General features: G+C 65.7%; 25 protein-coding genes and 1 riboswitch. Of the genes, 10 read left to right on the top strand and 15 right to left on the bottom strand.

Annotation, left to right across the window (positions count from 1 at the left end):
- Positions 1-112: 112 nt before the first annotated feature.
- Complete coding sequence (locus ACE10Z_RS40760) at positions 113-1402, top strand: hypothetical protein (RefSeq protein ID WP_375785709.1); 1290 nt, start codon at positions 113-115, stop codon at positions 1400-1402.
- 111 nt (positions 1403-1513) lie between these two features.
- On the opposite strand, the gene ACE10Z_RS40755 is transcribed toward ACE10Z_RS40760, so the two are convergent.
- Together ACE10Z_RS40755 and ACE10Z_RS40750 are read right to left on the bottom strand one after the other, a co-directional pair.
- On the bottom strand, positions 1514-1687 hold the full coding sequence (locus ACE10Z_RS40755) for a hypothetical protein (RefSeq protein ID WP_375785708.1): 174 nt from the start codon (positions 1685-1687) through the stop codon (positions 1514-1516).
- Between the two features lie 109 nt (positions 1688-1796).
- Positions 1797-4007, bottom strand: coding sequence for a TonB-dependent receptor (locus ACE10Z_RS40750; RefSeq protein WP_375785707.1), 2211 nt, complete (start codon positions 4005-4007; stop codon positions 1797-1799).
- 177 nt (positions 4008-4184) lie between these two features.
- A riboswitch (cobalamin riboswitch) is annotated at positions 4185-4383 on the bottom strand.
- A gap of 112 nt (positions 4384-4495) precedes the next feature.
- Here ACE10Z_RS40750 and ACE10Z_RS40745 point away from each other — a divergent pair.
- Genes ACE10Z_RS40745 through ACE10Z_RS40735 form a run of 3 tightly spaced genes read left to right on the top strand, consistent with a single transcriptional unit; the run spans position 4496 to position 7157 of the window.
- A complete protein-coding gene (locus ACE10Z_RS40745; protein ID WP_375785706.1) occupies positions 4496-5539 on the top strand; it encodes a FecCD family ABC transporter permease in 1044 nt (347 codons plus the stop codon).
- Positions 5536-6309 (top strand): ABC transporter ATP-binding protein, encoded by a 774-nt coding sequence (locus tag ACE10Z_RS40740; RefSeq protein ID WP_375785705.1) that lies wholly within the window; start codon positions 5536-5538, stop codon positions 6307-6309. The genes ACE10Z_RS40745 and ACE10Z_RS40740 overlap by 4 nt, the downstream gene beginning before the upstream one ends.
- Positions 6309-7157 (top strand): ABC transporter substrate-binding protein, encoded by an 849-nt coding sequence (locus tag ACE10Z_RS40735; protein ID WP_375785704.1) that lies wholly within the window; start codon positions 6309-6311, stop codon positions 7155-7157. Before ACE10Z_RS40740 ends, ACE10Z_RS40735 begins: the two co-directional genes overlap by 1 nt.
- A gap of 152 nt (positions 7158-7309) precedes the next feature.
- On the opposite strand, the gene ACE10Z_RS40730 is transcribed toward ACE10Z_RS40735, so the two are convergent.
- The 9 genes from ACE10Z_RS40730 to soxX all read right to left on the bottom strand — a co-directional run bounded on the left by ACE10Z_RS40730 (position 7310) and on the right by soxX (position 13964).
- Positions 7310-8350 carry an MBL fold metallo-hydrolase gene (locus tag ACE10Z_RS40730; protein ID WP_375785703.1) on the bottom strand — a complete coding sequence of 347 codons (1041 nt, stop codon included), beginning with the start codon at positions 8348-8350 and terminating at the stop codon, positions 7310-7312.
- A gap of 261 nt (positions 8351-8611) precedes the next feature.
- Positions 8612-9055 carry a hypothetical protein gene (locus ACE10Z_RS40725; RefSeq protein ID WP_375785702.1) on the bottom strand — a complete coding sequence of 148 codons (444 nt, stop codon included), beginning with the start codon at positions 9053-9055 and terminating at the stop codon, positions 8612-8614.
- 182 nt (positions 9056-9237) lie between these two features.
- Positions 9238-9693, bottom strand: a complete 456-nt coding sequence (locus ACE10Z_RS40720; protein WP_375785701.1) for a hypothetical protein — start codon at positions 9691-9693, stop codon at positions 9238-9240.
- On the bottom strand, positions 9690-11438 hold the full coding sequence (gene soxB, locus ACE10Z_RS40715) for a thiosulfohydrolase SoxB (protein WP_375785700.1): 1749 nt from the start codon (positions 11436-11438) through the stop codon (positions 9690-9692). The genes ACE10Z_RS40720 and soxB overlap by 4 nt, the downstream gene beginning before the upstream one ends.
- Positions 11439-11474: 36 nt before the next feature.
- Complete coding sequence (locus tag ACE10Z_RS40710; RefSeq protein WP_375785699.1) at positions 11475-11789, bottom strand: hypothetical protein; 315 nt, start codon at positions 11787-11789, stop codon at positions 11475-11477.
- Positions 11786-12619, bottom strand: a complete 834-nt coding sequence (gene soxA / locus ACE10Z_RS40705; protein ID WP_375790044.1) for a sulfur oxidation c-type cytochrome SoxA — start codon at positions 12617-12619, stop codon at positions 11786-11788. The genes ACE10Z_RS40710 and soxA overlap by 4 nt, the downstream gene beginning before the upstream one ends.
- A gap of 86 nt (positions 12620-12705) precedes the next feature.
- Positions 12706-13017 (bottom strand): thiosulfate oxidation carrier complex protein SoxZ, encoded by a 312-nt coding sequence (soxZ, locus tag ACE10Z_RS40700; protein ID WP_050419904.1) that lies wholly within the window; start codon positions 13015-13017, stop codon positions 12706-12708.
- A gap of 72 nt (positions 13018-13089) precedes the next feature.
- Positions 13090-13584 carry a thiosulfate oxidation carrier protein SoxY gene (soxY, locus tag ACE10Z_RS40695; RefSeq protein ID WP_375785698.1) on the bottom strand — a complete coding sequence of 165 codons (495 nt, stop codon included), beginning with the start codon at positions 13582-13584 and terminating at the stop codon, positions 13090-13092.
- Between the two features lie 32 nt (positions 13585-13616).
- The gene (gene soxX / locus ACE10Z_RS40690; RefSeq protein ID WP_375790043.1) at positions 13617-13964 is read right to left on the bottom strand and encodes a sulfur oxidation c-type cytochrome SoxX; all 348 of its coding nucleotides are present in this window, start codon (positions 13962-13964) and stop codon (positions 13617-13619) included.
- Between the two features lie 329 nt (positions 13965-14293).
- Here soxX and ACE10Z_RS40685 point away from each other — a divergent pair, with 329 nt between their 5' ends.
- Positions 14294-14980, top strand: coding sequence for a DUF938 domain-containing protein (locus ACE10Z_RS40685; RefSeq protein ID WP_375785697.1), 687 nt, complete (start codon positions 14294-14296; stop codon positions 14978-14980).
- Here the strand turns inward: ACE10Z_RS40685 and ACE10Z_RS40680 are convergent.
- Positions 14971-15282, bottom strand: coding sequence for a hypothetical protein (locus ACE10Z_RS40680; RefSeq protein ID WP_375785696.1), 312 nt, complete (start codon positions 15280-15282; stop codon positions 14971-14973). The genes ACE10Z_RS40685 and ACE10Z_RS40680 overlap by 10 nt on opposite strands.
- Before the next feature lie 43 nt (positions 15283-15325).
- Between ACE10Z_RS40680 and ACE10Z_RS40675 the strand changes: the two genes are divergently transcribed.
- From ACE10Z_RS40675 to ACE10Z_RS40665, 3 genes are all read left to right on the top strand, one after another.
- Positions 15326-15823, top strand: coding sequence for a type II toxin-antitoxin system HicB family antitoxin (locus tag ACE10Z_RS40675; protein ID WP_223974706.1), 498 nt, complete (start codon positions 15326-15328; stop codon positions 15821-15823).
- Between the two features lie 290 nt (positions 15824-16113).
- Entirely contained in the window at positions 16114-17358 is a 1245-nt protein-coding gene (locus ACE10Z_RS40670) for an MFS transporter (protein WP_375785695.1), read from the top strand.
- Between the two features lie 118 nt (positions 17359-17476).
- Positions 17477-18691: an MFS transporter gene (locus tag ACE10Z_RS40665; RefSeq protein WP_375785694.1), complete on the top strand. Its 1215-nt coding sequence runs from the start codon at positions 17477-17479 to the stop codon at positions 18689-18691.
- A gap of 79 nt (positions 18692-18770) precedes the next feature.
- On the opposite strand, the gene ACE10Z_RS40660 is transcribed toward ACE10Z_RS40665, so the two are convergent.
- On the bottom strand, positions 18771-19211 hold the full coding sequence (locus tag ACE10Z_RS40660; RefSeq protein ID WP_375785693.1) for a helix-turn-helix domain-containing protein: 441 nt from the start codon (positions 19209-19211) through the stop codon (positions 18771-18773).
- A gap of 95 nt (positions 19212-19306) precedes the next feature.
- On the opposite strand from ACE10Z_RS40660, the gene ACE10Z_RS40655 reads away from it, so the two are divergent.
- Entirely contained in the window at positions 19307-20170 is an 864-nt protein-coding gene (locus ACE10Z_RS40655) for a class I SAM-dependent methyltransferase (RefSeq protein ID WP_375785692.1), read from the top strand.
- Positions 20163-20666 carry a DUF2938 domain-containing protein gene (locus tag ACE10Z_RS40650; protein WP_375785691.1) on the top strand — a complete coding sequence of 168 codons (504 nt, stop codon included), beginning with the start codon at positions 20163-20165 and terminating at the stop codon, positions 20664-20666. The genes ACE10Z_RS40655 and ACE10Z_RS40650 overlap by 8 nt, the downstream gene beginning before the upstream one ends.
- A gap of 116 nt (positions 20667-20782) precedes the next feature.
- Here the strand turns inward: ACE10Z_RS40650 and ACE10Z_RS40645 are convergent, their stop codons facing one another.
- On the bottom strand, positions 20783-21277 hold the full coding sequence (locus tag ACE10Z_RS40645; RefSeq protein ID WP_375785690.1) for a VOC family protein: 495 nt from the start codon (positions 21275-21277) through the stop codon (positions 20783-20785).
- 135 nt (positions 21278-21412) lie between these two features.
- A complete protein-coding gene (locus tag ACE10Z_RS40640; protein WP_375785689.1) occupies positions 21413-21958 on the bottom strand; it encodes a carboxymuconolactone decarboxylase family protein in 546 nt (181 codons plus the stop codon).
- Between the last annotated feature and the right edge of the window lie 47 nt (positions 21959-22005).

Genomic DNA, 22005 nt, shown 5'->3' with positions numbered 1-22005 from the left:
GCTAATTGTCCATGAACGCGCCTGCATGGCTGCCCCCGGCGCGGGCGAGCCGGATCGACACATGCGGCATTAAAGGCGGCGACAAAGTGTGATCCTGCGGTGATGATCGGCCATGATAGACGCCAAAAAGCCGCTCCGGGTGCTTGTGTCAGAGGGCTCCAGCACCTCCGGCCGCGAGGCGATCACGATCCTGGGGCTGGCCGGCCATCACGTCGAGGTCTGTGACCCCTCGCGCTGGTGCCTGGCGCGCTACTCCCGCTTTGTCCGCAAGTACCACCATTGTCCGCCGCTGCGGTCAGATCCGGCCGGCTTCCTGCGCTTCGTCGAGCGGCTGCTGGCGTCGCGGCATTTCGATGTGCTGTTGCCGACCCATGAGCAAGGCTTCCTGTTCGCCCGCGCCGCGGCGCGGCTGACATCACGTACCGGTCTGGCGCTGCCGGACTTCGCCTCCTATCGCGCGGTGCACAGCAAGGCCGGCTTCAGCCGGCTGCTCGACCAGCTTGGCCTGCCGCAGCCGCCGACCCGGATCGTGACCTCGGCCGGCGGACTGCGCGAGGCGGTGCGGTTTCCATCCGTGGTCAAGACGTCGGTCGGCACCGCGAGCCGCGGCGTCTGGTTCGTGCGCGACGCGGGCGATCTCAACCGCGCGCTCTATGATCTCGAATCCGCCGGCGATTTTGCCGGCGAGGTGCTGGCGCAGGATCTCGTCACCGGCACCGTCGAGAAGGCCCAGTCGGTGTTCTGCCGCGGCACGCTGGTCGGCTTCCATGCCTACCGGCAGATCGCGGCCGGCGTCGGCGGCGGCGAGGCGATCAAGGAGAGCGTGAGCCGGCCGGCGATCCGCGCCGCGCTCGAGACCATCGGCGCGCGTCTCGGCTGGCATGGCGCGCTCTCGGTCGACGTCATCATGCCGCTCGACAGCGCAACGCCGCTGTTGATCGACTGCAATCCGCGGCTGGTCGAGCCGATGAATGCGTACCGGTCGGGCACCGATCTGGTCGATTTGCTGCTGCGGGTCTCGCTCGGCGAGACGCCGGCGCCGCTGGCCGATGGCCGCGCCGGGGTGCGGACGCATCTCGCGATGCAGGCGCTGCTCGGCAGCGCATCGCGCGACGGCACGCGGCGCGACCTGATCAGGGAATGCGGCCGCATCGCCGCGGGCGAAGGTCTCTATCGGGGAAGCAGCGAGGAGTTGACGCCGGTGCGGCTCGATTGGCTCGGTGCCGTGCCGCTGGCGATGACGACAGCCCTGCTTCTGGCATCGCCGCCGATCGCCTCATCGCTGGCGCGCGGCGGCTTCGGTGCGCATCTGCTCGATCGCGAGAGTATCAGGAAGATAGAGGGCGAGAATTTTCTGCGCGATACCTCACCACGTCGTCCTGGCGAAAGCCAGGACCCATAACCACCGCTGCAAGTTTGGCGGCACGCTGGGGCGGTAGCTCACCCGCTAACTCGCTTCAACGGTAATGGGTCCTGGCTTTCGCCAGGACGACATCGTGGATGGGTATAGCCCTCACAACGGCTCGTCGTCATTGCCGTAGCGATCGAGCTTCGGCGTGGCGATATCGCCATCCTCGTAATACTCGTCGTCTTGCGGCGCTGCGGGCGGCGGAGGCTTTTTCGACTTGTCGTCGGACTTGTCGTTGCTCCCGGCGCTGCCCTTGCTCTTCTTTCCGGTCTTGGCCATGCGTTTCCCCTGCGCGGGTCAAATCATCCGCCGGAATTCTACTCCAGTTTACGGGCGCTTGTAACGTGAGGAGACGGCGCGGCGGCATCACACCGCCGCGCCGGATAGCTCAGAATGTCGCGCCGGCCTTGACCATGTAGGTGCGGCCGGGCAGCGGATAGGCCGAGAAGCGGCCGGCCGTGAAGGAGCTCGCGATGGCGTAGTCGTAGTAGAGCGCGTTGAACAGGTTGTTCACGCTCAGCGACCAGAAGAAGCGGTCAACCTGCCCGCTCAGCTTGAGATCGGCGGTGGCGTTGCCGGGAATCCTGCTCTGGGTGTTGGCCTGGTCGTTGTCCATGATGCGCGAGCTCCAGGCCCGCACCGTGGCGTCGAACACCAGATAGTTCTGCCAGATATTCCAGGTCACGCCGAGATTGCCGGTATAGCGCGACACCAGCGGTACGTCGTTGCCGGCCCACATGCCCTCGCGAAACACGGCACGTGTGATCGCCATGCCGCCGCGCAACGTCACGGTGTCGCTGACCTTGAGCGACGCGCTGGTCTCGCTGCCGTAGCGGCGGGTGGGATCTAGGTTGACGTTGTAGAACAGCACCGGGTTGAAATGGATCTCGTTCTCGAGATCCATCAAATAGACGCTGCTCTGGACCTGAAACAGGTTGGTCTTGACGCGGAAGCCGCCCTCGACGTCCTGCGACGTCTGGCTCTTGAGCTGGAAGTTCTGCGGGATCGGGGCGAAGGTCAGCGGGTCGAATGACGGACCCGATGCAACGCGCTCGTCGACGTCGGGCGTGCGGAATGCGCGCGCGGCGCGGCCGAACACCGAGAAGGTGTCGGTGAAGCGATGCTCGGCGCCGACATGCAGCGCGTATTGGGTCTCGTTGCTGTCGAGCGGTGCGGCTTGCGTGTCAAAGGCAAACGGCGCATTCGGGTCGTAGCGGTCGCGTGCCGAGACGCTCGTATTCTGCACGCGCGCGCCGTAGGAGAAATCGGTGGTCGGCAGCAGACCGAGTGTATGCTGCCAGTACCCGGCCACGGTCTGCTGCTCGATATTGTAGATGTGGGTGGGATCGACGCCCTGATAGGCGCCGCGCGCTTCACGGAACGTCGAATCGTAATAGTCGATGCCGGTCAGGATCGTCGACGGCATTCCCAGCATCACGTTCTTGACGCTGAGGCGCGGCGTGATCGACCAGGTCTGCAGCGCGGCATCATTGTAGGTCGAGGCGAAGCTGATCGTCGGCACGGTGCCGAAGAAGCCGCTTTGCGTTTCCCGCTGGCGCCAGCCGCCGTCGACGATGAGGTCGACGCCATTCATGAGCGTCTTGGTGAAGCCGGTGGTGACGCTGGCGGTTTGCTGGTTGGCATAGTCGAACGGCGTCGCCGCGCCGCGGCGATCGGTGAGCAGTTCGTTGACGCCGATCGACGGATCGACCAGCCGTCCGCCGGGCAGACCGAGCTTCTGGTCGCTGCCGGTGACGGTGAGGAAGGCGGTGAGATCCGATGTCGTGTAGTTGACGTTGCCGATAGCGTTGCGCTGGTCGAGCGCATTATTGACGCGGTAGCCGTCGGACTTGATGCCGTTGCCGTAGAACGAAGTGGACCACGGGCCCGCATTGAGCGCCGCGGACACCGCGGCCATGCGGGTGTTGAACGAACCGAAACCGCCTTCGGCCCTGATCGTGGCCGGCGGACCGCCGGCGCCGGTCTTGGTGATGATGTTGACCACGCCGCCCACCGCGTTGTCGCCATAGAGCACCGCGCCGCTGTTGCCGCGGGTGATCTCGATGCGTTCGATCGAATCGAGCGGGATCGTGGTGAGATCGAAGCCGGCCTTGTCGACGTCGTTGAGGCGGCGGCCATTGAGCAGGAACAGGGTGTTGTCGGAAGCGAATGCGCCGAAGCCGCGCAGGTCGACCGCGGTCTTGGCGCCGTTCGGGCCGCCAAAAAGCGTTTGCAGCTGGACGCCCGGCACCTGCGCGAGAATCTCGGGCAGCGACTGCACCGGCGAATGCGCGATGTCGTCGGCCGTGATCACGGCCGAGGAGGAGCCGACGATGCCGGCGAACTGGCGGCCGCCGCTGCCGGTGCCGCCCGTTCCAGTGGCAGGTCCGGTCCCCGTCGAGCCCGATCCGCTCCCGCTCCCGCTGCCCTTTCCTGTGCCCGGCGCCGGGCGGCGCGGGGCCGGTGCTTCGTCAGCGGCCGGCCTGGCGCGCGTGACATTCTGGTCGCCCGGCTTGGTGATTTCGATCGCCGGAAGTTGCTCGGGGGCGGGCGCCTGCTGCGCCCGCGCGGTTGAGAGAACGATTGTTGGCGCGATCATCGTCGACGCGAGCAGAAGCGCGCGGCGCCGGGAGGAAGAGTTGGAGAACATCCAGGTGAGACCTCGGTAACGTCAGTGGCACGTCACCGCGAACCAGTCTCACCGTCGTGCTCGCAGGCTCAGCTGCTTGCAGCCTCAGGTGAAGCTCATGCCTGTACTCCCCGACCGGCATCTTCGCGTGTGACCACGGCTGACGGCAGGTCTCCTGGCTCGCGGGTCGTTACCCTTCGTCGCCTTCCCAGGACCGAGATTCCCAGTGGCCTGTGACGAAGGATTCACCGCATACAGTTGCGGGGGCAGCCGCGGCCTTGGGGATGTTTCCCCGCACCGCATTCCCTTTTCATCTCATTGAAGAACCGTCATGTTCATCTAGGGTTCGGCCGGGCAGCAAAGTCAATCCGGCGGAAGTCGGGCAACGGCCGCACGGCCACGGTTTTTGTCGAGTGTCGCTTGTCTGCCACGGCGATCGCTGTAAGAGCATGGATCCAATGAGTGTGCAGGATTTTGCCTTGGCGGCCGAGGTCGCGGCGCGGCGCCGGTGGGGCGCCACCGCGGCGCTGCTCGCGCTCGTGGTCCTGCTGCTTGTGCTCTCGCTCGGCATCGGGCCGGTGCGGCTGTCGCCGCTTGCGGTGATCGAGGCGCTGTTCGGCGGCGGCAGCGACGTCGCGCAGGTGATCGTGCGCGAGATCCGGCTGCCGCGCACCATCCTGGCGTTCGCGATCGGCGGGATTCTCGGGCTATCGGGCGCGGCGCTGCAGGGCCTGCTGCGCAATCCGCTGGCCTCGCCGTCGCTGTTCGGCGCGCCGCAATCGGCGGCATTCGGCGCGGTGCTGGTGATCGCGCTGGGCCTCGCCGATGTTCGGTCCTACGCGTTGCCGGTGGTGGCGATCATCGCGGCGTTCGGCTCGGTGTTCGCGCTGCTCGCAATCGCCGGCCGCAATGCCGGGCTGCTGATCCTGATCCTCGCCGGGCTTGCGATCTCGAGCTTTGCCGGGGCTGCGACTGCGCTGGTGATGAATCTGTCGAGCAATCCGTTCGTCGTGCTGGAGATCGCATTCTGGCTGCTCGGCTCGCTGGAGGACCGCAGCTTCCAGCACGTGGCGCTGGCGCTGCCCTTCATCATCGCGGGCGCCGTCATCCTGCTCAGCCAGGCGAACGCGTTCCGCGCGTTGACGCTCGGCGAGGAGGCAGCACAAAGTCTCGGCGTCGATGTCGGGCGGCTGCGGCTCTATGTGATCACGGGTGTTGCGCTCGGCGTCGGCGGTGCGGTCGCTGTCACCGGCACGATCGGCTTCATCGGTCTCGTCGCACCGCATCTGATGCGCCCTCTAATCGGTCACGATCCGGCGCGGCTCCTGGTGCCGAGCGCGCTCACCGGTTCGGCACTGCTGCTCGCCGCCGATATCGCGGTGCGCATCATCCCCTCGACCTCCGATATCAAGGTCGGCGTGCTGACATCGATCATCGGCGTGCCGTTCTTCCTTTACCTCATCATGCGCGAACGCCGCGCGCTTGGCGGAGGCGTGGCATGACGCTGCTCTCCACCACCGCGCTCAATGCCTCGCTCGGCAGCCGCAAGGTGCTGCACGATGTCTCGCTGTCGCTGGAGGCGGGCCATCTGGTCGCGCTGGTTGGCCCGAACGGCGCCGGCAAGACCACGCTGCTTCGCGCGCTCGCTGGACTAATTCCATCCGACGGCGACATCAGGATCGGCGGCGATGCGTTGGCGTCGCTTGCACTGCGCGAGCGGGCGAAGCGTTTCGCGTACCTGCCGCAGGGGCACATGGTGCACTGGCCGCTGCCGGCGCGCGATATCGTCGCGCTCGGCCGCTATCCGCATGGCGCGACCGATCCGGCGCGGCTGTCGCCGAAGGATATCGAGGCGGTGCTGCGTGCGATGCAGGCGGTCGACGTTACCGAATTCAGCGATCGCCGCGTCACCGAGCTCTCCGGCGGTGAGCGCAGCCGCGTCGCGCTGGCCCGGGTGCTGGCGGTGGAGGCGCCGGTGATCCTCGCCGACGAGCCGACCGCCTCGCTCGATCCGCGTCACCAGATCGACGTGATGCAGAAGCTGCGCAACGTCGCCGACACCGGCGTGCTGGTCATCGTGGTGACGCACGATCTCGGGCTTGCTGCGCGCTTTGCCGATCATGTGCTGGTGCTGTCGGAGGGACGGCTGGCGGCGCAGGGCGCCCCCGGCGCGGCGTTGTCCGAAGCGGTCCTCGCAAGCGTGTTCCGCATCAGCGCCTACCGCGCCGAATTTCAGCGCGAGGCCGTCATCGTGCCGTGGGCGGACGCGTGATGGGTGGGCGGCGTCTCGCAGCGGTGGCCGCAGCAGCATGGATGATGTCGTGTGGTGCCGCGTCCGCCGCCGGACCGCGCATCGTCTCGATGAACGTGTGCAGCGACCAGCTGGTGCTGTCGCTGGCCGATCCGGACCAGATCCTCGGGCTGAGTCGCTTTTCGCGCGATGCCTGGCAATCCTGGGCCGCCGAGAAAGCGCGAAACTATCCGCGCCTGTCGGGCGGGGCCGAGGACGTGCTGCTGCTCAAGCCGGACCTTGTCGTCGTCAGCCTGTTCGACAAGCGCGCGACGCGCGATCTCCTGAAGGCGCAGGGGCTGCACCTCGTCGAGTTCACCGTGCCGCGCACGCTGGACGAGGTGAGGGACCAGATCCGCGCGATGGGCGATGTGGTGCAGCATCCGGATCGCGCGCAGGCGGAGATCGCGCGGCTCGATGCGGCGATCGTCCGCGCGCGGGCGGTGGCGAGCGCTCATCATTACCGCGTGCTGCCGCTGGAGCGGCGCGGCTTTGTGTCGGGTGACAGCAGCCTCGTCAGCTCGCTGATGGCGGCGACCGGCCTGACCAATGCCGCCGGCGAGCTCGGCTTCAGCGCGGGCGGATTTGCTTCGCTGGAGGCCATCGTAAAACTGCGGCCGGATTTCATCCTGGTGTCGGAGGCCGGCGATCGCGCCGAGGATGAGGGGCGCGCCTTTCTGTTGCATCCGGCGCTGGAGCGCTTCTATCCGGAGAGCAAGCGGATCGTGCTGCCCGAGCGGCTCACAGTGTGCGGCGGTGTGATGCTGGCCGATGCGCTGGACCGGCTGACGGAAGAGTTACAGAGGGTGAGTGCTGGCGGCTCTCACTAAATCCGTCATCCTGAGGAGCGCGCAGCGCGTCTCGAAGGATGCACGGCCCGGATATTTCCACACGTCTGCGGTGAGAGTTGGGCCGTCGCCCTTCGAGACGCGCTACGCGCTCCTCAGGGTGACGGTGATGGAAATTGTGCGCAGCTAACGGGCTATCCCATCACCACCGGCCCGCCGGCCTTCTTCCACGCATCGATGCCGCCCTCGATATGCGCGGTGTTCGCCAGCCCTGCCTTCTTCGCGGCGGCAACGGCCATCGCGGAACGCTCGCCGAAGGCGCAGAAGAACACGACGCGGCGGCCGGTCGCGGCCGCGACTTCGCGCAGCATCCCGCCGGGCTGCAAGGTGGCGCAAATCCCCGGATAGGGCGCGTGCAGCGCGCCCGCGAGCATGCCGTGCTTGGCCCGCTCGCCGCTTTCGCGCAAATCGACCAGCAGGATATCGGGCCGGCCGAGGCTTGCGATGGCATCGCGCGCGCTAAGGGAGAGGCCTTGCCTGGTGAGCTCGTCCTGGTGCAGGCCGACATGCATGTTGGCGGGCACCGCGACGTCCATCATCTTTGGATTCGGGAGATGAAGGTTGTTCATCAGCTCGACATAGTCGTCGATCGATTTCACCTGCAGCCGCGGATTGTAGCGCTTCTCCTCGCCGATCGTGGAGACGGTGTCGCCCTTGTAGTCATGCGCGGGGAACACCATGGTCTCTTCCGGCAGCTTGAGCAGGCGGTTGAAGATCGAATCATACTGCGCCCGCGCGCTGCCGTTCTGGAAATCGGTGCGGCCGGTGCCGCGGATCAAGAGCGTGTCGCCGGTGAAGACGCGGTCGCCCATCAGATAGCTGTAGGAATCGTCGGTGTGACCGGGCGTGTACAAGGCTTCGAGGCAGAGCCCTTCGATCGTCACCTTGTCGCCGTCGGAGACGCGCATCGACACCACGTCGGCCTTGCTCTGCTCGCCCATGATGGTGATGCATTGGGTGCGGTCGCGCAGTTCGCCGAGGCCGGTGACGTGATCGGCATGCAGGTGCGTGTCGACGGCCTTGACCAGCCTGAGGTCGAGTTCCTGCAGCAGCTTGCAGTAGCGGTCGGCCTTCTCCAGCACCGGATCGAGGATCAGCGCCTCGCCGCCGGCGCGGCTCGCGAGCAGATAGCTGTAGGTGCCGGACACGCTGTCGAAGAGCTGGCGAAAGATCATGACGGCTTTCCTGTTCTCCGGGTCGAGTCGTGAAGAGGATATTATTCCATAGATAGGGTGGATTCAAAGCAAATCCATCCCCCGGCGATAAGCTATCCCGTCACCCTGAGGAGGCTGCGCAGCAGCCGTCTCGAAGGGTGGACGGCCCCGCTCTTTCACGGAAGGAATGGCAGCGCGCGGAGGCGTCGAGGCCGTGCATCCTTCGAGACGCCGCTTCGCGGCTCCTCAGGATGACGGGCTATGCTTCGCAGTTTTGGAGCCTCACGGCCGGACGTAACTCCAGCCCTGCTCCTGCAGCTCCATCAGATGGACCACGCCCGACGGTACGATGGTGGCGTCGGGGACGACGGAGATCGTATGGCCCTCGGCCTTCTCCATGCCCTGCCTGGTATTGTTGCAGGCGGAGAACTGGATCTTGCCGGGGAAGACGAGCTCCTTGAGCCGCCTGATGCGGTCCTGCACCGGCGAGGTATCGCTGCGCAGCATGTGCAGGCCGGGGCCGTAGGTGATGATGTCGACGTCTACGTCCTCGTTCCTGGCGCGGTAATATTCGATCACGTTGGTCGCGTTGTTGAGCGCGAGATTCATGACCTGCGGGTCGTTCTGGTCGACCTGGATCGCGATGTGGTGCAGCTTGTCGGCGGCGGGTGCGCTCGCTGTGAAGGCAAGCGAAAGCACGGCGGCGGCGGCGAGACGGCGAAGCATGGCAGGATCTCTCATGTGACTGCCGCTCTCCCCGTCATTGTCTGCGACAAACGCAATAGCGTTTGCGCACGGGAGCTCGCGACAAAATTGCAATGCAATTTTGCGCTGAAGCGACGAAGCAATCCATTCTGTCCTTGCGTCAAAGCAAGGATTGCTTCGCTTCGCTCGCAATGACGGCGGGGTTAGGGACGGACCAGCGTGTATCCGTTCTCGGTGAGGAACAAAATCTGCGCGACGCCGACCTGCACGGGGGTGGCGGCGGCGATGTAGTCCGGCCGCTCGCCGGTGTCGCGCTCGATCGTGTCGACGGTATTGAGGCAGATGTCGACCCGCGCGCCCTGCGCGACCAGGCTCTCGACCAGCTTGCGGTTGGCATTGTCGGGTCTGAGCAGGTCGATGCCCGGGCCGAAAGCGACGATCTCGACCGCGACCTTGTCGGGGTCGTAATGCTTCATCAGATTGTTGGCGACGCTGATGACGAGGCCTTGCTTCTTCGGATCGTTGTCGGAGAGCTGCAGCACGACCTTGTGCTCGGCGAACGGCTTGTCCTGCAACGGCGCGAGCTGGGCGCGGGCGAGCGGCGTTGCCAGCGCGAACGCCGCAAGGCCGAGCCCGGCGATGAACGCGCGCCGCCTCATCGGTGCCTCGCGATGCCCGGATTGTCCTCGACGCCTTTCAGCGTCACACCGGGTTCGTCGCGGTTCGGCGGCCGGCCGGAGCGCAGATGCTTGGCCACCACGTCCCAGACCGGTGCACCGTTCTGCTGGTTGACCGAGGCCCAGCCCGCGACCTTGTAATGCTTGGTGGCTTCGAGATGCTTGCCGTTGCCAAGCTTCAGCTCGGTGATGCGTTTGCCGACGCTTTCGCCCGGCGTGCAGGTGTAGGCGAGGCCGCCGACGCGGACCATATCGCCGCCCTGCTGATAATAGGGATCGACGTTGAACAAATTGTCGCAGACGTCTTCCAGCACATCCTTGATCTGGCTGCCGGTCATGGTCGCGACGTAGGTCTCGGGATAGGTGATCGCGGTTTCCGACAGCACGTCTTCCATGGTCAGCGGCTGGCCGGCGAGCGTGGTGAGGCCCCAGCGGAAGCCCGGCGACAACGCGATCTCGACGTTGAGCTCGTTCAGCAGCGCATCGCAGATCAGCTGGTCGACGGTGCCGGAGAAATTGCCGCGGCGGTAGAGCAGACGATCGGCCGTGCCGAGCTTGTCGCTCCACTCGTCGACATGCGGATCGCGCATCTTGTCGATCAGCGTCTGCATCGCGGGATCGGGCTTCAGGAGCTCGGCGAACACCGGCAGCAGGCGGTAGCGGACATTGGCGACCTTGCCCTTGGCGAGGTCGAGATCGAGCACGCCGATGAACTTGCCGTTGGAGCCGGCATTGGTGACCAGCGTGACGCCACCGGCATTGGTCACCGTGATCGGGATCGGGATCGCGTCGTGGGTGTGGCCGCCGAGGATGACGTCGATCCCGGTGACGCGGCTCGCGAGCTTGAGGTCGACGTCCATGCCGTTATGTGACAGCAGGATCACCGCCTCGACCTTGTCGTTGTTGCGATGGCCGTCGACAAGCTTTTGCAGCTCCTCGTCGCGGATGCCGAACTTCCAGTCCGGCGTGAAGCGCTTGGGATGCGCAATCGGCACGTAAGGGAAGGCCTGGCCGATGATCGCAACGCGGTGGCCGCCGATCTCCTTGATCGTGGACGGCTTGAACACCCGCCCCGAGGCCGGATCGAACGCCTTGGCGTCGTTGAACGCGGCTTCCTCGGTCAGGAATACGTTCTGCGCCAGGAATTCGCCCTTGAAGCGGGAGAGATTGTCGCGCAGCACCTGTTCGCCATAGGTGAATTCCCAATGCCCGGTCATCGCCTCGATGCCGAGCAGGTTGGCGGCCTCCACCATGTCGGCGCCGTTCATGGCGTTAGCGAGCCCGGTGCCCTGCCAGAGGTCGCCGCCGTCGAGCAGGATCGAACGCTTCTCGCCGACATCGGCGCGCAGCTTGTCGATCAGCGTCTTCAGATGGGCGAAGCCGCCGAGCCGGCCGAAGCGGACGGCGGCCTTCTCGAACTCGACGCAGGTAAAGGCATAGGCGTCGGCGCTGTCGGGCCGGATGCCGAAGCGGTCGAGGAACGCCTTGCCGACCAAATGCGGCGGCTGGCCGGCCATCGCGCCGACGCCGATATTGACGCCGGGCTCGCGGAAGAACACCGGCTTCAGCTGCGCATGCGTGTCGGTCATGTGCAGGATGCGGGCGTTGCCGAAGCGTTCGAAGTCGTAGACGCTGGCAGTATCGGCACTGCGCGCGAGGCGAGGCAGGCCGGCCACAAGCGTTGCGGCGGCCGAAGCTCTCAGGAAATCCCGGCGGCGGATGATCATCACTCTCTCCGCGCGGCCCCCGTGGCCTGCGCGCCTTTAGCGAACTTCCATGTCCTTCCAGCGTTCCTTTTCGCTGGTGGCCTGGAAGATCGATGCCTTTGCCAGCGCCTCGGCCTCCTTGGCCTGGGCGACTGCGGTGTCGAAATCACCAGCCTCACCGGCCTTTTTTGCGGCGGATAGCGTCGAGGCCGTCGTGGTCCACTGGTTGCGCAGCAGGCCTGCTTCCTTGTTGGCGGCCTCAGCCGCGGCGTAGGCCGCCTTGTAGTCGGCCTCGGAGGCGGCGAGGGCGCCGGTCGCCGTTGCGATCAGCAGGGCCGATGCCGCGAAGGTGGCTCTGATGGCCGCGCTCATGGCCTTGCTCCCGGCCCCGAGATCGGCAGGCCGTTGCTGACATAGGACAAATAGTATTCGAGGTTGCGGTACTCGTCGTCCTGCGGATTGAGCGGCACGCCGCGGATCTGGCTGTTGCAGGTGGTGAAGCGGCGGCTGGTGGTGCCCATTCCTGACCATTCCGAGCGGTAGATCGGCATCGCGTTCAGGATGCCGAGCGCCGGCGCCAGCACCTCGGCGCGGATCCGTTCGCCCGGGCTCTGGATGTGGCAGGTGGCGCAGGAGAAATTGAGCTGGCCGCGGCGGGTGTAGAAATACTCCTTGCCCTTCTGATAGGCCTCCAGCGCGCGCGGATCGTTCGGGATCTTGATGTCCATCGGCTTGCCGCGCGAGGTGAAGGCCATGTAGGCGGTGAGCGCCGCCATGTCGTCCTTCACATAGGAGAACGGCGCCTCGCCGTTGGCCTCGCGGCAGCGGTTGAGCGCGAGCTCGAGCGTGACGACCTTGCCTTCCTTCTCGTCAAAATAAGGATAGTTCTGGCGGATGCCGATGCCCTTGTTCGGGAAGCAGTCGGCATAGGTCTTGCCGTTCTTGAACGGCGTCGAGAACATTTCCTTGCCGGCCTCGAGCGAAAACTCGTAGGGCGGAAACTGTTCCTTTTCTTCCCACTGCTTGTGCAGGTCCTCGTTCATCGAATACGGACCGTTGACGAAATCCTCGAGCTTCAGCTTGGGGAATTTGCTGGTGAAGAATTTCTGGAACGCGGCCTTGTCGGCGGCGGGATCGACGCTGCCGGCTGCATGCGCGGCCGGCGCCAGCGCCAGCACGCCGAGCGCGAGCGTCGCGACCAGATTTTTGTTTTGACGCGTTGTCTTCACGCGAACCGGCGTCCACTTCGCTCGAAAACGCTCCAGGGCGCGGATTGCGAAGCGCCGCGTCATTGAATCTTCGCCGTCGTGGTGTCGGTCGCGCCCTTGTTGTCGACCCAGCTGACCTTCAGGTCGTCGCCCTTCTTGCCGCCCTTGAAGGCGAACTTGACATACGGGTCCTTGGAGACGCCGCCGCCCCAGTCGGCGACGAACACCGGCTTGCCGTCATACTCGAAGGTCAGCACCTGGATGAAGTGCGGCGGAATGATCTCGCCCTTGGCGTCCTTGACGAAGCCGGAATCCATCGGATGCTGGATCAGCGCCTGCACCTCGGTGGTGTCGCCGTTTGACGTGGCGCGCACGCGAATGCTCGATGCCATCTGATTTTATCCCTGTTGTTTGCGCATGATCTTATCGGAAAACCGGTTCCCACTTTTCCGGATCATGCGCGCTCAGCCGCCACAGCCGCCGACGGTGACCTTGATTTCCTTGCTCGCGCTGTAGAGCTTGCCGCCGGCCTCGACGATCACGGTGACGTTGCTGGTTTTGGCCATCTTGATGCGGTTGGCGACGGACGGCAGCGTGCCGGCCGGAAGCCTGTACGTCGCGATCAGCGAGATCGGGTTCTCGCTGACCAGGAACGAGATCGAGGTGACGTCGGCCAGCGTCGTGGTGGCGGAGATCGGCACGACCGCGCCGTTCTCGGCGATCTCGGGTGCGTCCATCTTGACCTTGTCCGAAGGCTCGGCGGTCTTGCCGTAGAGCGCCTTGATCGCATCGGCCTCGTTCTTCTGCTTGAACGCCTCTTCCGGATATTTGTCGTTGGCGGCGGCGAGCACCTGCGGCACGTCGAACGGAATGACGCCAAGACCGATCAGTGCGGCGACGCCCGCGCCCTTCAGTACCAGGCGGCGGTTCCCAAGAAATTCGCTGGTCGTGATGCTCATCAAAAAAATCTCCTCAAGCGACGGTTGCGGCCTCACAGCGTCTGCAGGAAGTCCACCACCGCGCTGATTTCCTTCTCGCTCAAAATCCGGTTTCGGCCGAACGGCGGCATCACCGTTTGCGGGTTGCGCTTGGTCTCGTCGGTCACGATCGCGATCAGCTCGTCGCGGCTGTATTTCGCCTTGAGGCCGGTCAGCTCGGGGCCGATCGTGCCGGGCAGCTCGCCGCCCTTGATGACATGGCAGGTCAGGCAATTGCCCTTGCCGCGGTCGAAGGCGAGCTTTTGGCCCTCGGTGGCGGATTGGGCCTGTGCGGGTGCGGCCACGGCAATGCCGGCCAGCAGCGCCAGAACGAGGGCTGGCTTGGAGAAAGTGGCGATCAAGGACGTTTCCCGGGCTTCAATCTCGATGATCCCATCGCAATATAAAGAGTGAAAAGCACAAAGGCCATCGGCTGGCAACTCGGAGAATAGGCGCGTTGCGACGGGGTTAATGCCAGAACAGCACGCAGCAAAGACGAGATCAAACCCGTCACCCTGAGGAGCGCGCTCTTGCGCGCGTCTCGAAGGGTCGACGGCCACTATCGGGGCCGTGCATCCTTCGAGACGCGCTACGCGCTCCTCAGGATGACGGGTTGGGCAGTTTCACGATGCTGGTTCCGCATTTGCCGGTTGCGGCGGCGCGGTCTACTTTCGACTAAAGGAGAAGCATGGTGGCGGAGTTTGTGGTGGAGTTCGGCAAAGACGGCACGGTCGAGGCGGACGGGCGGCTCGACGCGGCAGCGTTCCACCGCAATCACCAGCCGATCTGGGCGGTCCTGAAGGACTACCTTGCCGGCCAGTCCGGCGACGTGCTGGAGGCCGGCAGCGGCACCGGCCAGCATGTCGTCTATTTCGCCCGCCAGACGCCCGACATCATTTGGTGGCCGAGCGATCTCCATGCGGCGCATCTGCGCAGCATCGAGGCCTGGCGCGTGCATGCCGGGCTTGCCAACATCCGACAGCCGCAGCCGATCGATCTGTCCGCCCCCGCCTGGTCGCCGACCCCATCGGACGGCAAAGGTCCGGACAAGCTGCTCGCGATCTTCTGCGCCAATGTGATCCACATTGCGCCTTGGCGGGTGGCCGAGGGCCTGTTCGCCGGCGCCGCGCGGCATTTGCGCGCCGACGGCCGGCTGTTCCTCTACGGCCCGTTCAAGCGCGGCGGCAAGCACACCGCGCTCAGCAACGCGGTGTTCGACACGTCGTTGCGCGAACGCGACGCCGAATGGGGCGTGCGCGACATCGCCGATCTTGAACGGCTCGCTGACGGCGTCGAACTGCGATTGGCCGCGACGTTCGAATTGCCGGCCAACAACATGATCCTGATGTTTGTCCGAAAGGATGCACCTCAATCATAGGCGAGGCACCAGCCATCCCCGCGCAGCCAGCAACGCTCGTCGGGGATGCCGGCATCGCGATAAAGCCGTGTCACCTTCTGCCAGCCGCCGCGCGCGAAGGCTTCGGCCAAAGCCCTTTCCGACTCCTCGTCACGGCCGCCGTCGTACGGAATGATCGCGACCGGTGAGATCCAGGTGGCTTGATACTGTGCGCCCTCGCGCCGGACACGGAACACCGCGCCGGAGCGCGCGATCTGCTCCGGCGCGCTTGCGGGTCCATGGCCGCGCTCTCCTGCGATTTCAAGTGTTGTGTCATTTGACACACCAAGGTGTGTGAAATAGCATACTTCAACGACGGAGGCCAGAATGAAGAGACGGCTTTATCCGGCCGTGCTTGAGCGCGGTCCGCGCGGCGCGTTCGGGGCGTGGTTTCCCGACTTTCCCGGCTGCGTCGCCGGCGGCAAGTCGCAGGAGGAGGCGATCGAGCGTGCCGAGCATGCGCTGGCGCAGGCGGTGGACGGCTGGGTCGAGCAGGGCCACGCGCTGCCGGAGCCGACGCCGATCGAGCGGATCGTGCCGCCGAAGGGCTCCGACGTCGCGGCCTTCTTCATGGTCGGCGTCGACCCGCCCGATCCGTCCGAGCGCGTGAACGTCTATCTGCCGAAAAGCCTGATCGCGCGCATCGACAAGCGCGCCGCCGAGCTCGGCATGAGCCGTTCGAGCTTCTTCGGCTTTGCGAGCTCGCTTGCGCTCGAATGGCCGGGCGGATATCCGCGCGGCGCCCCGATCGCGCCGCGCTCCAAGGTACACAAGACCGGCGCGCTGCGCGCCGAGAAGCGGCCGGGCAAGAAGCCTGCGCGGTAGGTGATTGATCATCGAGCACAAGCTTTCTCACCGTCACCCTGAGGAGGCCGCAGCGCGGCCGTCTCGAAGGGTCGACGGCCCGGCTGGTGGCCGTGCATCCTTCGAGACGCCCGCTGCGCGGGCTCCTCAGGATGACGGGGCCGAGAGGGGCGGCCCTTACACTGCGCGCAGCCATCGTGTGCGCCTCCCGCATGGCCTACGTCCGTTTGCGCCGGTTGATCGGCCTGAATCTGATCTCCATAGTGCGCGCGATTGGAGGCTCCCGCCGGGGCTTCGAGGCGGGACGACCGATGATCGACGTGACAGCTGCGGACGAGGCGAGCGATGACGCGCGGGCGCGCAGCAATGTGTGGCGGCTTGCGGCGGCGCAGGCGCTGACCGGCGCCAATTCGGCCGTGATCTTCGCCACCGGCTCGATCGTCGGCGCGACGCTGGCGCCCGACATCTCGCTCGCGACGGTGCCGCTCTCGATGTATGTGCTCGGGCTTGCCGCCGGCACGCTGCCGACCGGTGCGATCTCACGCGCTTACGGCCGGCGCGTCGCTTTCATCGTCGGCACCTTCTGCGGCACGCTGACCGGCGCGCTCGGCGCCTGGGCGATCCTGCACTCATCGTTCTGGCTGTTCTGCGGCGCGACCTTCCTCGGCGGCCTCTATGGCGCCGTCGCGCAGTCCTATCGCTTTGCCGCCGCCGATGGCGCCAGTGTCGCGTTCCGGCCCAAGGCGGTGTCCTGGGTGATGGCCGGCGGCGTGTTCGCCGGCGTGCTTGGGCCGCAACTCGTGCAATGGACCATGGATATCTGGCCGCCTTATCTGTTCGCGTTCTCCTTCGTGATGCAGGCGCTGGTCGCGCTGGTGGCGATGGCGGTGCTGTCGGGCGTTGACGCGCCGAAGCCCGCGGCCGCGGACCTGCATGGCGGCCGCCCTCTGCTCGAGATCGCCAGGCAGCCGCGCTTCATTGCCGCCGCGCTGTGCGGCGTGATCGCCTATCCGATGATGAATCTGGTGATGACCTCGGCGCCGCTCGCCATGAAGATGTGCGGACTGTCGGTGAGCGATTCCAATTTCGGCATCCAGTGGCACATCGTGGCGATGTACGGCCCGAGCTTCTTCACCGGCTCGCTGATCGCGCGCTTCGGTGCGCCCGTCATTGTTGCGCTCGGGCTGGCGCTGGAGGCGGTGGCCGCGATGATCGGATTGTCCGGCATCACCGCGCCGCACTTCTGGGCGACGCTGTTCGTGCTCGGGATCGGCTGGAACTTCGCATTCGTCGGCGCCTCTGCGCTGGTGCTGGAAACGCACCGACCGCAGGAACGCAACAAGGTGCAGGCGTTCAACGATTTCCTCGTGTTCGGCATGATGGCGATCGGCTCATTCTCGTCGGGCCAATTGCTGGCGCATTACGGCTGGAACGCCGTCAACATGGTGGTGTTTCCGCCGGTGCTGCTCGGGCTCGTCGTGCTGTCGCTCGCCTCATTCGCAAAGCGGCGTGCGAAATTGCGTGCGGTGGAAGAAATCCCGGACCCGAGCATCTAATCTCCTGCTGCCAATTGCTGACACTTCGATCGGTTTCGAAATGATCGGCTTGCAAGGCTGCTCACATCGTGGGAACGGATAGGTCCGGCCCTGACGATGTGAGAAGCAAGAGCAAGAAATGGACGCATCATCACCGACGCTGCATGACGAATCCTCGCTCGGCTACGAGGGCTGGCGCATCGTCGTCGTCTGCTTCCTGCTTGCGACCTTCGGCTGGGGATTGGGCTTCTATGGACAGAGCGTCTATGTCGCCGAGCTGCAGCGGCTGCACGGCTGGCCTGCGTCGCTGATCTCGTCGGGCACGACCTTCTTCTATTTGTTCGGCGCCGCGCTGGTTGCCTTTGTCAGCGAGGCGATCAAGGCGTTCGGTGCGCGCAGCTGCCTGGTCGCGGGCACCCTCGCGATGGCGGTCGCGGCGGTTGCGATCGGCGAGGTGCGCGAGCCGTGGCAGCTCTATGTCGCCGATGCGCTATTGGCGTTCGGCTGGGCCGGCACCAGCCTCGGCATCATCACCAACACGCTCGGCCTGTGGTTCGACAAGAAGCGTGGCATGGCGATCAGCCTGGCGCTGAACGGCGCCAGCTTCGGCGGCATCGTCGGCGTGCCGCTGCTGGTTGGCGGCATCGGTTATTTTGGCTTCTCCGGCGCGATGATTGCAGCCGCGGTGGCGCTCGTCGTGGTGATGGTGCCTGTCATCCTGATCTTCGTCGGGCGGCCGCCGGTGCATCTACACGCGGTGACTTCAGCGGCGGCCGATGCGCCGTCGGCGACCCAGGTGCGCGCCCGGGCGCTGCGCGACATCCGTTTCCTCTCGGTCTCGATTGCCTTCGCGCTGGTGCTGTTCGCCCAGGTCGGCTTCATCGTGCATCTGATCGCCTATCTCGATCAGGTCATCGGGCGCGAGCGCGCGACGGTGGCGATGGCGCTGTTGACCGCGATGGCGGTGGTCGGCCGCGTCTCCTTCTCGTTCGTGATCGACCGCCTCAATCAGCGACTGGCGTCGGCGCTGTCCTTTGTCAGCCAGGCGATCGCGCTCGTCATTATCATCAATGTGCACAACGACATCGCGCAGATCGCCGCCTGCGCGCTGTTCGGTTTCTCGGTCGGCAATCTCATCACGCTGCCGGCGCTGATCGTGCAGCGCGAATTCGACCCGCGTGCATTCGGCGTCCTGGTCAGCCTGATCACCGCGATCAACCAGATCACCTACGCCTTCGGCCCCGGCGTGATCGGACTGATGCACGATCTCTCCGGCAGCTACACGCTGCCGTTCTACGGCTGCATCGGCCTCGAGCTGATCGCGGCGGCGGCGATCATGGCGAAGGGCAAGTAGCCCGGATGAAGCACAGCGCAATCCGGGAACAGTATCACCTCATAGAGAGAACCCCGGATTTCGCTGCGCTTCATCCGGGCTACGATCCCGACTTGCGTCGCGACTTCTTCACCTTCTTCTCGCCGATCTTCCCCGCCGCTGCGACCCGCAGCAGGCGGCGGAAGGTCGGACATTCCATGTGGCTCGGCGCGGGACAGACGGCGGCGTGGCGCAGGCCGTCGCGCATCGCGTTGAGCCGGCGGATGGTGCGGTCGAGTTCGTCGGCCTTGGCCGCGAGCAATTTCCGGTCGATACGCGGCCTGCCGTCGGGCGCGAACATTCTCGCGATCTCGTCGAGCGAGAAGCCGGAGGCGCGCCCGAGCGCGATCAGCGCCAGCCGGTCCAGCACGGCCGGATCGAACAGGCGGCGCAGCCCGCGCCGTCCATGCGAGGCGATCAGTCCTTTTTCCTCGTAGAAGCGCAACGTCGAGGCGCGAACGCCCGACAGTTGCGCCACCTCCGCGATGTCGATGTCCCGCATGGCCTTGACCTCAAGTTCACTTGAACTGGCAGTGTGCCGCCAGGCGCTGGCTTAAGGCAAGCATCAGGACAGGCAAATAGCCAAAGGACGAGATCATGAGTATCGCATCGCAGGCCGACGACGAGCAGGCCAAACTCTGGAACGGCGCCGCCGGACGCGCCTGGGTCGAGACCCGCAACGTGCTGGAAGGGATGTTCAAGCCGCTCGAAGAGCTGCTCGTTCGGGCCGTATCCGCCGCCGCGGCGAGCGATGTGCTGGATATCGGCTGCGGCACGGGCGCCACGACATTCGCCGTTGCGCGAGTCCTCGGTCCGCAAGGGCATTGCACCGGCATCGACATTTCCGAACCGATGATTGCGGCGGCTCGCGCCCGCGCGGAGCGGGAAGCGCTGCCTGCCGACTTCATCTGCGCCGACGCGCAGACCCATGGCTTTGCGCCGGCGAGTTTCGACATGATCATCTCGCGTCTCGGCGTGATGTTCTTTGCCGATCCGGTGCGGGCCTTCGCCAATTTGCGCCGCGCGGCCCGGCCGGGTGCTGCGCTGCGCTTCATCGCGTGGCGCGGCGCCGCCGAGAACCCGTTCATGACGACGGCGGAGCGGGCGGCAAAGCCGCTGCTGCCGGATCTTCCGGCGCGGCGTCCCGATGCGCCGGGGCAGTTCGGCTTCGCTGACCGGGAGCGGGTCGGGCGAATCCTGCAGGACAGCGGCTGGGGCGCGATCGCGATCGAGCCGATCGATGTCGCCTTGCGCTTCCCGGCATCGGAACTGACGCGCTACGTGAGCTGGCTCGGCCCGGTCGGCACGATGCTGCAGGGGACGGAAGAGCCGCGCCGCACGCAGGTGATCGAGGCCGTGCGTGGCGCCTTCGATCGTTACATCCACGGCAGCGAAATTCGCTTCACCGCGGCCTGCTGGATGGTCGCGGCGCGAGCACCGGTGGAGGCTGCGCATGGCTGACGCCGTGGAATTTGCGACAAGTGCGATGCTGATCGGCACCGGCGCGACCATCGTGATGGACATCTGGGGCATGGTGCGCAAGCATCTGCTCGGCATTCCCTCGCTGGACTATACCCTGGTCGGCCGCTGGCTCGGCCATCTCGTATCCGGCCGCCTGCGCCACGAGCGCATCGCCACGTCGCCGCCGGTCGCGGGCGAACGGGTGATCGGATGGGTCGCGCATTATCTGATCGGGATCGGCTTTGCCGGAATGCTGCTTGCGTTCTTCGGCCTTGATTGGGCGCGGCAGCCCACCATCGCTCCGGCTCTGATCGTCGGGATCGGCAGCGTGGCCGCGCCGTTCCTGGTGATGCAGCCCGCAATGGGGGCCGGCGTCGCCGCGAGCCGAACGCCCCGTCCATGGGCCGCGCGGCTGCAGAGCCTCCTGACGCATGCGGTGTTCGGCGTTGGGCTCTACGCGGCTGGCTGGCTGACACGCCTGTCGCTGAACCCGTAGTAAGTTCGTAGCCCGGATGGAGCGAAGCGCAATCCGGGAACAGTATCGCCCATGGAGCGAACCCCGGATTACGCTGCGCTTCATCCGGGCTACAAGACTCCTTCCGGCTTGCGGAATTACGCCACGCGCTGCTTCAGCAGGTCTTCCAGGTCCAGCCGCCGCGTGAACATCGAAAGCTTGCCGTCCGCGCTGCGCGGCCATTCGGCTGCGGGGCGGTCCCAGTAGAGTTCGACGCCGTTCTCGTCGGGATCGCGCAGGTAAAGCGCCTGGCTGACGCCGTGGTCGCTGGCGCCGTCGAGCTGGATGCCGGCCGACAGCACACGGTGCAGCGCGTCGGCGAGCGCCGGGCGGGTCGGATAAAGGATGGCGGTGTGGAACAGGCCGGTGGTGCCGGGCGGCGGTGGCCGGCCGCCTTTGCTCTCCCAGGTGTTGAGGCCGATGTGGTGGTGATAGCCGCCGGCCGAGATGAAGGCCGCATCCGCGCCCATGCGCTGCTGCAGCTCGAAACCGAGCACGCCGCAATAGAAGCCTAGCGCCCGCTCGAGATCGGCCACCTTGAGGTGGACATGCCCGATCCGCGTGCCCGCGATAATGGGGGGATTTTCCGGCATGGCCTGGCTCCGTCGGCATCAATGCCTTGCCGGCAGGGGCAAGGCTTCGCCGCCTGATATAGTCCGGATTTGCCGGGGCCGGAGCAATCCATCCTGAAACGCAGCGTTTCCGAACGGCGCCACGGCCGGCTCAGCCTAGCAAAGCTCCGACAACTCGCCGCCCGGCAGCTGGAACTCGAACGTGTTCAGCGTCATCGACACCATGGTGTAGTAGCCGCAGAGGCCGATCACCTCGACCAGGCCGCGCTGGCTCAGCACCTCGATCGCCTCGTCATACAGTGCCTTCGGCAGGCCGTGACCTTCGTGCAGCGCCTTGGCGACGTCGTAGATCACCCTGGCCTTGGGGTCCTCGAAGGTCGGCGTCCGGCGCACGCGGATATCCTCGATGATCTTCGGGTCGAGGCCGCCTTTCAGCGCGAGGCGCTTGTGGGCATACCATTCGTAATGCGCGGTCCAGTGCCGCGCGGTGACGAGGATCGCGATCTCCGACAGTTTCGCGGGAAAGATCGTGTCGAAGCGCAAGACCTCGCCGAGCCGTGTGGCATGCCGCGCCATTTCCGGGCTGTTGAGCCAGGCCATCATCGGCGCCGGTGGCGCGCCGCGCTTGCCGGCGATCGACTCGTCGTAGGTTTCTTTCTGGGCGGGGTTCATTTCGCTAGGCGAAAGCAGCTTTAGCCGCATGTCCGTTTCCTCTTGTTTTTCAAGCGTTACCCCGTCTCGGCGATACA

The sequence above is a fragment of the Bradyrhizobium sp. Pha-3 genome (assembly GCF_042258615.1).
Taxonomy (GTDB): domain Bacteria; phylum Pseudomonadota; class Alphaproteobacteria; order Rhizobiales; family Xanthobacteraceae; genus Bradyrhizobium.
The sequence above is the reverse complement of the archived record's forward strand: the minus strand, read 5'-3'. Positions and strand labels throughout refer to the sequence as shown.

Excerpts from the sequence above, each read along its gene's own strand:
- ACE10Z_RS40730 (WP_375785703.1), bottom strand. The coding sequence starts at position 8,350 with ATGATCTTTCGCCAGCTCTTCGACAGCGTGTCCGGCACCTACAGCTAT.
- ACE10Z_RS40760 (WP_375785709.1), top strand. The coding sequence starts at position 113 with ATGATAGACGCCAAAAAGCCGCTCCGGGTGCTTGTGTCAGAGGGCTCC.
- ACE10Z_RS40735 (WP_375785704.1), top strand. The coding sequence starts at position 6,309 with ATGGGTGGGCGGCGTCTCGCAGCGGTGGCCGCAGCAGCATGGATGATG.
- soxB (WP_375785700.1), bottom strand. The coding sequence starts at position 11,438 with ATGATCATCCGCCGCCGGGATTTCCTGAGAGCTTCGGCCGCCGCAACG.
- ACE10Z_RS40660 (WP_375785693.1), bottom strand. The coding sequence starts at position 19,211 with ATGCGGGACATCGACATCGCGGAGGTGGCGCAACTGTCGGGCGTTCGC.
- ACE10Z_RS40750 (WP_375785707.1), bottom strand. The coding sequence starts at position 4,007 with ATGATCGCGCCAACAATCGTTCTCTCAACCGCGCGGGCGCAGCAGGCG.
- ACE10Z_RS40745 (WP_375785706.1), top strand. The coding sequence starts at position 4,496 with ATGAGTGTGCAGGATTTTGCCTTGGCGGCCGAGGTCGCGGCGCGGCGC.
- ACE10Z_RS40670 (WP_375785695.1), top strand. The coding sequence starts at position 16,114 with ATGATCGACGTGACAGCTGCGGACGAGGCGAGCGATGACGCGCGGGCG.
- ACE10Z_RS40665 (WP_375785694.1), top strand. The coding sequence starts at position 17,477 with ATGGACGCATCATCACCGACGCTGCATGACGAATCCTCGCTCGGCTAC.
- ACE10Z_RS40740 (WP_375785705.1), top strand. The coding sequence starts at position 5,536 with ATGACGCTGCTCTCCACCACCGCGCTCAATGCCTCGCTCGGCAGCCGC.
- ACE10Z_RS40650 (WP_375785691.1), top strand. The coding sequence starts at position 20,163 with ATGGCTGACGCCGTGGAATTTGCGACAAGTGCGATGCTGATCGGCACC.
- ACE10Z_RS40640 (WP_375785689.1), bottom strand. The coding sequence starts at position 21,958 with ATGCGGCTAAAGCTGCTTTCGCCTAGCGAAATGAACCCCGCCCAGAAA.
- soxZ (WP_050419904.1), bottom strand. The coding sequence starts at position 13,017 with ATGGCATCGAGCATTCGCGTGCGCGCCACGTCAAACGGCGACACCACC.
- ACE10Z_RS40710 (WP_375785699.1), bottom strand. The coding sequence starts at position 11,789 with ATGAGCGCGGCCATCAGAGCCACCTTCGCGGCATCGGCCCTGCTGATC.
- ACE10Z_RS40725 (WP_375785702.1), bottom strand. The coding sequence starts at position 9,055 with ATGCTTCGCCGTCTCGCCGCCGCCGCCGTGCTTTCGCTTGCCTTCACA.
- ACE10Z_RS40645 (WP_375785690.1), bottom strand. The coding sequence starts at position 21,277 with ATGCCGGAAAATCCCCCCATTATCGCGGGCACGCGGATCGGGCATGTC.
- ACE10Z_RS40720 (WP_375785701.1), bottom strand. The coding sequence starts at position 9,693 with ATGAGGCGGCGCGCGTTCATCGCCGGGCTCGGCCTTGCGGCGTTCGCG.
- ACE10Z_RS40655 (WP_375785692.1), top strand. The coding sequence starts at position 19,307 with ATGAGTATCGCATCGCAGGCCGACGACGAGCAGGCCAAACTCTGGAAC.
- soxY (WP_375785698.1), bottom strand. The coding sequence starts at position 13,584 with ATGAGCATCACGACCAGCGAATTTCTTGGGAACCGCCGCCTGGTACTG.
- ACE10Z_RS40675 (WP_223974706.1), top strand. The coding sequence starts at position 15,326 with ATGAAGAGACGGCTTTATCCGGCCGTGCTTGAGCGCGGTCCGCGCGGC.
- ACE10Z_RS40755 (WP_375785708.1), bottom strand. The coding sequence starts at position 1,687 with ATGGCCAAGACCGGAAAGAAGAGCAAGGGCAGCGCCGGGAGCAACGAC.